This is a genomic window from Inquilinus sp. (assembly GCF_039594555.1).
GTDB lineage: Bacteria > Pseudomonadota > Alphaproteobacteria > DSM-16000 > Inquilinaceae > Inquilinus.
Genome location: NZ_JBCNNF010000430.1, coordinates 1 through 5,774 on the forward strand (window position 1 = coordinate 1; position 5,774 = coordinate 5,774).

Sequence of the window (5,774 nt, forward strand, 5' to 3'; positions counted from 1 at the left end):
CTCCGGCCAGCTGCCGGCGCGGTTCAGCCGGTACAGCGCGTCGGCGCTGGTGTCGCCGGGGGCCAGGGCGGTGAAGGCCAGGGCGGCGACCTTGCCGTCGCCCGCCAGCTTGGCCATGCCGGGGTCGAGGTCGGACAGCACCGGGCCGTGCCGGGTGCCGCGGATCGTCAGCGTCACCGGGGCGCCGCCCGAGACCTTGATCGTCTCGGTCCGGGTCTCGAAGGCGGCACTGCCGTCCGGGGTGCGGTAGCGGTTCGGGTCGGCCGGGTCGACCGTCTCCAGGAACAAGTCCTGGACGTCCGCGCCGGTGGTGGTGAAGCCCCAGGCGATGCGCCGGTTCTGGCCCAGGATGGTCAGCGGCACGCCGGGCACGGTGGCGCCGGCCACCGACAGGGTCGGCGTCTCGATCCGCGCCAGGTACCACAGGATCGGCGCGCCCAGCCCCAGATGCGGGTCGTTGGCCAGGATCGGCGCGCCCGTGTCGGTGCGGCCGGGCCCGACCACCCATTCGTTCGACGCCGTGCGCGGCCCGAGCGGCGGCGGCAGCGCGGCGGCCAGCCGGGTCAGCATCGGCGCCGCCTGGTCGAGGGCGGCGAGGGTGGAGGGCGTCAGCGTGCCGAGGTCCGGGAACAGGGTGCCGGCGCGGTCCGGCCCCAGCCGGGCGATCACCTGGGCGCGCAGGATCTCGTCGCGGTAATTGGCCGACAGCTGCAGCGCCATCAGCTTGCTCCAGACCAGCGTGTCGGCCGGCCGCCACGGCTCCGGCCTGGTCCACAGCAGGGTGAATTCCGGCGGCAGCGCGCCGGCATGGCCGTCGATCCAGGCATTGACCCCGGCGGCGTAGCGGTCGAGCGCCGCGCGCATCTCGGGCGACTGCGCCGCCACATCGGCCTCGGCCAGGCGGTAGAAGCCCAGAATCCGCATCAGCTTGTCGAATCTCAGCCCGCCGGCACCGATCAGCTCCGACAGCCGGCCGGCGCCGATCCGGCGCTGCAGCTCCATCTGCCACAGCCGATCCTGGGCGTGCAGCCAGCCAAGGGCGAAATAGGCGTCGCCGTCGTTCTGGGCGAAGATCGTCGGGATGCCGTGCTGGTCGCGATAGATCCGCACCGGGCCGGACAGGCCGTCGAGCTGGACGGTCCCCGATTCGGCCGGCACCCCGGTGCGCAGCCACCACAGGCCGCCGCCGGCCAGCACCACGAGCAGCAGCAGGAGGCAGGCCAGCGCGATCGCGCCGCGGCGAAGCCATCTCATCGATCACGTCTCCAGGCCGCCCGGGATCGGTCGCGGCGGTGTGGTGTTATAATAATCTGTCCGTTTCGACGCGAGGCGCCATGGGGGCGCAGGGTCGGGCCGCGGCGCCGGATGCGCTTCGGTCTATTTTCGCGGGGGGCTAGCCAAGCGGCCGGCCTTGCCCGGATGATGTGAGGGTGCCGCGCGTCCGGCGGCGGCCCAGCGTTCCAGGAGCGTTCGATGGAGTCCTTCGCCGACGCCCTCGCCATGGTCACCGCCCTCCGCCCGGAGGAGCCGGTGTATTGCCTGCGGCCCCGGGTGCTGCGGGAATCGGCGGCGGAGTTCCAGCGCCAGTTCCCCGGCACGGTGATGTACGCGGTCAAATGCAACGATCATCCGGCGGTGCTGGCCGGGCTGCATGCCGGCGGGCTGCGCCATTTCGACGTCGCCTCGCTGAGCGAGATCGAGGCCGCGGCGGCGCTGGCCGGCACCGTGTCGCATTACATGCATCCGGTGAAGAACCGGCAGGCGGTCGAGCTGGCCTATCGCCGCTTCGGCATCCGCACCTTCGCGCTGGACCATGAGGAGGAGCTGGACAAGATCCTGGCCGTGACCGGCGGGGCGACCGACCTGACCCTGGTGCTGCGGGTCGACATGCCGCGCTTCGATTCGGTCTGCGATCTCAGCGGCAAGTTCGGGGCGGAGGTCGAGGCCGCGCCCGGGCTGCTGCGCCGCATAGCCGCCACCGGCAACCGCGCCGGGCTGACCTTCCATGTCGGCTCGCAATGCCTCGATCCCGGCGCCTATGAGAGCGCGCTGACGATCTGCGCCGGCATCCTGGCCAGGACAGGCGTGAGCGTTCCGGTGATCGATGTCGGCGGCGGCTTCCCGGCCGCCTATGTCGGCACCGCGGCCCCGCCGCTCTCCGCTTTCGTCGCCGCCATCCGCGCCGGCCTGGCCCGGCTGCCGGCCGACCCCGAGCGCGCCGTGTTCTGCGAGCCCGGCCGGGCTTTGGTGGCCGAGGCCTGCTCGCTGGTGGTGAAGGTCGAGTTCCGGCGCGGCCACCGCCTGTACCTGAACGACGGCGCCTATGGCAGTCTGGCCGACATGAAGCTCTTCCGCACCGTCTATCCGGTGCGGCTGCTGCGGCCGGGCGGGGCCGGCGGAAAGCCGGCCAGCTTCGCCCTGTTCGGCCCGACCTGCGACAGCTATGACAGCCTGCCCGGCACCTCGCCGCTGCCCGAGGATGTGCGCGAGGGCGACTGGATCGAGTTCGGCCAGATCGGCGCCTATTCCAACGTGCTGCAGACCCGGTTCAATGGCTTCGAGGCCCGGCGCTTCGTCGCGGTCGAGGACGGCGCGCTGCGCCCCGCCACCGCGCAGGCGGCCTGAGAGGAAGCGAGATGGAACCCGCCCAGCATCAGTTCCTCGGCCTCGGCCTGGGCGGCTTCCACCGTCTGGCCTATGTCTCCTGGGGCGAGGACCGCATGCGGCCGCCGGTGCTGTGCGTGCACGGGCTGACCCGCAACGGCCGCGACTTCGACCAGCTGGCCGCCGAGCTGGCCTGGTCCGGCCGGATGGTCGTGTGCCCCGATGTGGTCGGCCGCGGGCGCAGCGGCTGGCTGACGAACCCCGCCCTTTACGGCTATCCGCAGTATCTCGGCGACGCGGCGGCGCTGATCGCCCGGCTGGATGCGGCGGAGGTCGACTGGGTCGGAACCTCGATGGGTGGGCTGATCGGCATGATGCTGGCGGCCCAGCCGAACACGCCGATCCGCCGGCTGGTGCTGAACGATGTCGGCCCGTTCATCCCGCAGGCGGCGCTGATGCGAATCGGGTCCTATGTCGGCCAGGATCCGGTCTTTGCCGATCTCGGTGAGCTGGAGGCGTATCTGCGGCGGGTGCACGCGCCCTTCGGGAAGCTGACCGACGGGCAGTGGCGGCACCTGGCCGAGCACAGCGCCCGGCAGCGGCAGGACGGCACGCTGGGCCTGGCCTACGACCCCGGCATCGCCGCCGCCTTCGCCGGGCCGCTGGCGGATGTCGACCTTTGGATGGTCTGGGATCAGATCCGCTGCCCGGTGCTGGTGGTGCGCGGCGCGGAGTCGGACCTGCTGACCGCCGAGACGGCGGAGCGGATGGCGGCGCGGCCGGACACCACGCTGCTCACCATCCCCGGCTGCGGCCACGCCCCCGCGCTGATGGCGAGCGATCAGACCGGCCCGGTCCGCGAATGGCTGGCGGCAGCCTGAGGCGAGGCCGGCACAGTTCCGTTTGACTGTTTGTTCCTTTTTTGTTCTAATCCGGCATGGCCTATGCCGTTGCTGGGATCAAACCGCCGTCTCCGCCGCAGTCTCGGAACGCTCATCCCTCGCCGTCATTGCGAGGAGGCGAAGCCGACGAAGCAATCCAGGGGCCGGAGAGAGCGGCCCCTGGATTGCTTCGCTGCGCTCGCAATGACGGTGTTGGGAACTCCGAAGGGGTTTGGCGGCGGGTCTCAGCCCAGCAGGACCGCCGCGTCGATGGCGCCATAGGTCAGCACGCCCGCGGCGCCGGCGCGCTTGAACGCGGTCAGCACCTCGATCAGCGCCTTGTCGTAGTCCAGCCAGCCATTCTGCGCCGCAGCCTTCATCATCGCGTATTCGCCGCTGACCTGGTAGGCGAAGGTCGGCACGCCGAAGCCGTCGCGCACCCGGCGGATGATGTCGAGATAGGGCAGGCCGGGCTTGACCATCACCATGTCGGCGCCCTCGCGCAGGTCCAACTCGACCTCGCGCATCGCCTCGTCGCTGTTGCCCGAATCCATCTGGTAGGTCTTCTTGTCGCCGACCAGCACGCCGGTCGACCCGACCGCGTCGCGGAACGGGCCGTAGAAGGCCGAGGCGTATTTCGCCGAATAGGCCATGATCTTGACGTCCTGCCGGCCGGCGCCGTCCAGCCCGGCGCGGATCGCGCCGATGCGGCCGTCCATCATGTCCGACGGCGCCACGATGTCGGCCCCGGCCTCGGCCTGGACCACTGCCTGGCGGACCAGGATCTCGATTGTCTCGTCGTTCAGGATCCGGCCGTCGCGGACCACGCCGTCATGGCCGTGGCTGGTGAAGGGGTCCAGCGCGACGTCGACGACGATGCCGATGTCCGGCACCGCCGCCTTGATGGCGGAGACGGCGCGGCACACCAGGTTGCCGGCCCGGCACGCCTCGGCCCCGTCCTCGCTGCGCAGGGCGCGGTCGATCATCGGGAAGATCGCCACGGCCGGGATGCCCAGGTCGCGGGCCCGCCGGCAGGCCTCGACCGCGCTGGCCAGGTCGTGCCGCTCGACCCCCGGCAGCGATTCGACCGGCTGGCGGCGGTCGCCGTCGACCACGAAGATCGGCCAGATCAGGTCGGATGGCGCCAGGCGATGCTCCGCCACCAGCTCGCGGATCCAGCCATCGGTGCGCAGGCGGCGCATGCGGGTGATCGGGTAGGCACCGGGGAAGGGCAGGCGGGACATCGTGACACTCAGCGGCTGGGATGGCCGGCGCACTCTAGGACGGAGCCCCGGCCGGAAACAACACGGTGCGGCGGCCCGCCACGGAACGCCGCGCCCACTGGCGGAACGGTGCTTGCGTGCGGAGGGTTGATAAAGATCGGCGTTAGGATCAAAAATGTCCTTTGTGGCAACCAAGAGCAGCGATCTGGCGCGAATTCGTCCTGAATGCGGTGCAAATTGCAGTGAACTCCTGTGCTGCTCACAACACTTTCGTTTTGGATGATTTTGTCTAAAGTGGCTTTGCCGGTGGAAAAACGACGGTCTAGATAGTACAAAGCGCCAGTGGGTCGGAGGTCTGAATGCATCACCCCTATTACCGCATGACCGCACTCATTGAGCGGCTCCATCGCTGCTTTCTGGATGTGGTGAAGGTGGAGTTGGACCGTTTCGGTGTCCAAGACATCAACAACGTACAGAGCTTGATTCTGTACAATATCGGCATGGACGAGCTGACCATCGGCGAGTTGACCGCCCGCGGCTACTATCTGGGCTCGAACGTCTCGTACAACGTCAAGAAGATGGTCGAGAACGGCTATCTGGCGCAGGAGCGGTCGCAGCACGACCGGCGCTCGACCCGGGTCCGCCTGACCACCAAGGGCCAGGCGCTGCGCTCCAAGCTCGAGACCATGTTCAACCGCCAGGCGGATTCGCTGGAGGGGACGGGGCTGCGGGTCGGCGACGTCGAGACGCTGAACGGCACGCTGCGGCGGCTCGAAGGCTTCTGGTCCGGCAACCTCGCCTACAGCACCGACCAGCCGGCCAGCGCGGCCTGACGGCACCGCACCGGCACGAAAAAAAGGGCGCGTCTCTCGGGGCGCGCCCTTTTCGTTTGCCCGGCGGATGCTGGAAGGGCTCGCACTCAGGGACGAAGAGATTGATTTGTCATCCCGTGCGCGCTGCGGCGCGAAGCGCTGCTGCGCAGACACGGGATCTCGGTAAGGGCTCGAAGAGATCCCGGGTCTGCAGCGCATCACTGCGTGCTGCGCCGCGCCCGGGATGACAAATC

At 69.8% G+C, this 5,774-nt stretch carries 5 protein-coding genes; 3 read left to right on the forward strand and 2 right to left on the reverse strand.

Annotation, left to right across the window (positions count from 1 at the left end; genetic code table 11):
- A partial coding sequence (locus ABDW35_RS30740) for a penicillin acylase family protein (protein ID WP_343717650.1) occupies nucleotides 1-1,254 on the reverse strand: 1,254 nt, incomplete at its 3' end.
- Between the two features lie 219 nt (nucleotides 1,255-1,473).
- Between ABDW35_RS30740 and ABDW35_RS30745 the strand changes: the two genes are divergently transcribed.
- The gene (locus ABDW35_RS30745; protein ID WP_343717651.1) at nucleotides 1,474-2,625 is read left to right on the forward strand and encodes a type III PLP-dependent enzyme; all 1,152 of its coding nucleotides are present in this window, start codon (nucleotides 1,474-1,476) and stop codon (nucleotides 2,623-2,625) included.
- An 11-nt stretch (nucleotides 2,626-2,636) separates the two neighbouring features.
- Nucleotides 2,637-3,485, forward strand: a complete 849-nt coding sequence (locus ABDW35_RS30750; RefSeq protein ID WP_343717652.1) for an alpha/beta hydrolase — start codon at nucleotides 2,637-2,639, stop codon at nucleotides 3,483-3,485.
- A gap of 245 nt (nucleotides 3,486-3,730) precedes the next feature.
- Here the strand turns inward: ABDW35_RS30750 and hemB are convergent, their stop codons facing one another.
- Nucleotides 3,731-4,729, reverse strand: coding sequence for a porphobilinogen synthase (gene hemB, locus ABDW35_RS30755; protein WP_343717653.1), 999 nt, complete (start codon nucleotides 4,727-4,729; stop codon nucleotides 3,731-3,733).
- Nucleotides 4,730-5,067: 338 nt separating this feature from the next.
- Between hemB and ABDW35_RS30760 the strand changes: the two genes are divergently transcribed.
- Complete coding sequence (locus ABDW35_RS30760; protein WP_343717654.1) at nucleotides 5,068-5,541, forward strand: MarR family winged helix-turn-helix transcriptional regulator; 474 nt, start codon at nucleotides 5,068-5,070, stop codon at nucleotides 5,539-5,541.
- The last annotated feature ends 233 nt before the right edge of the window (nucleotides 5,542-5,774 follow it).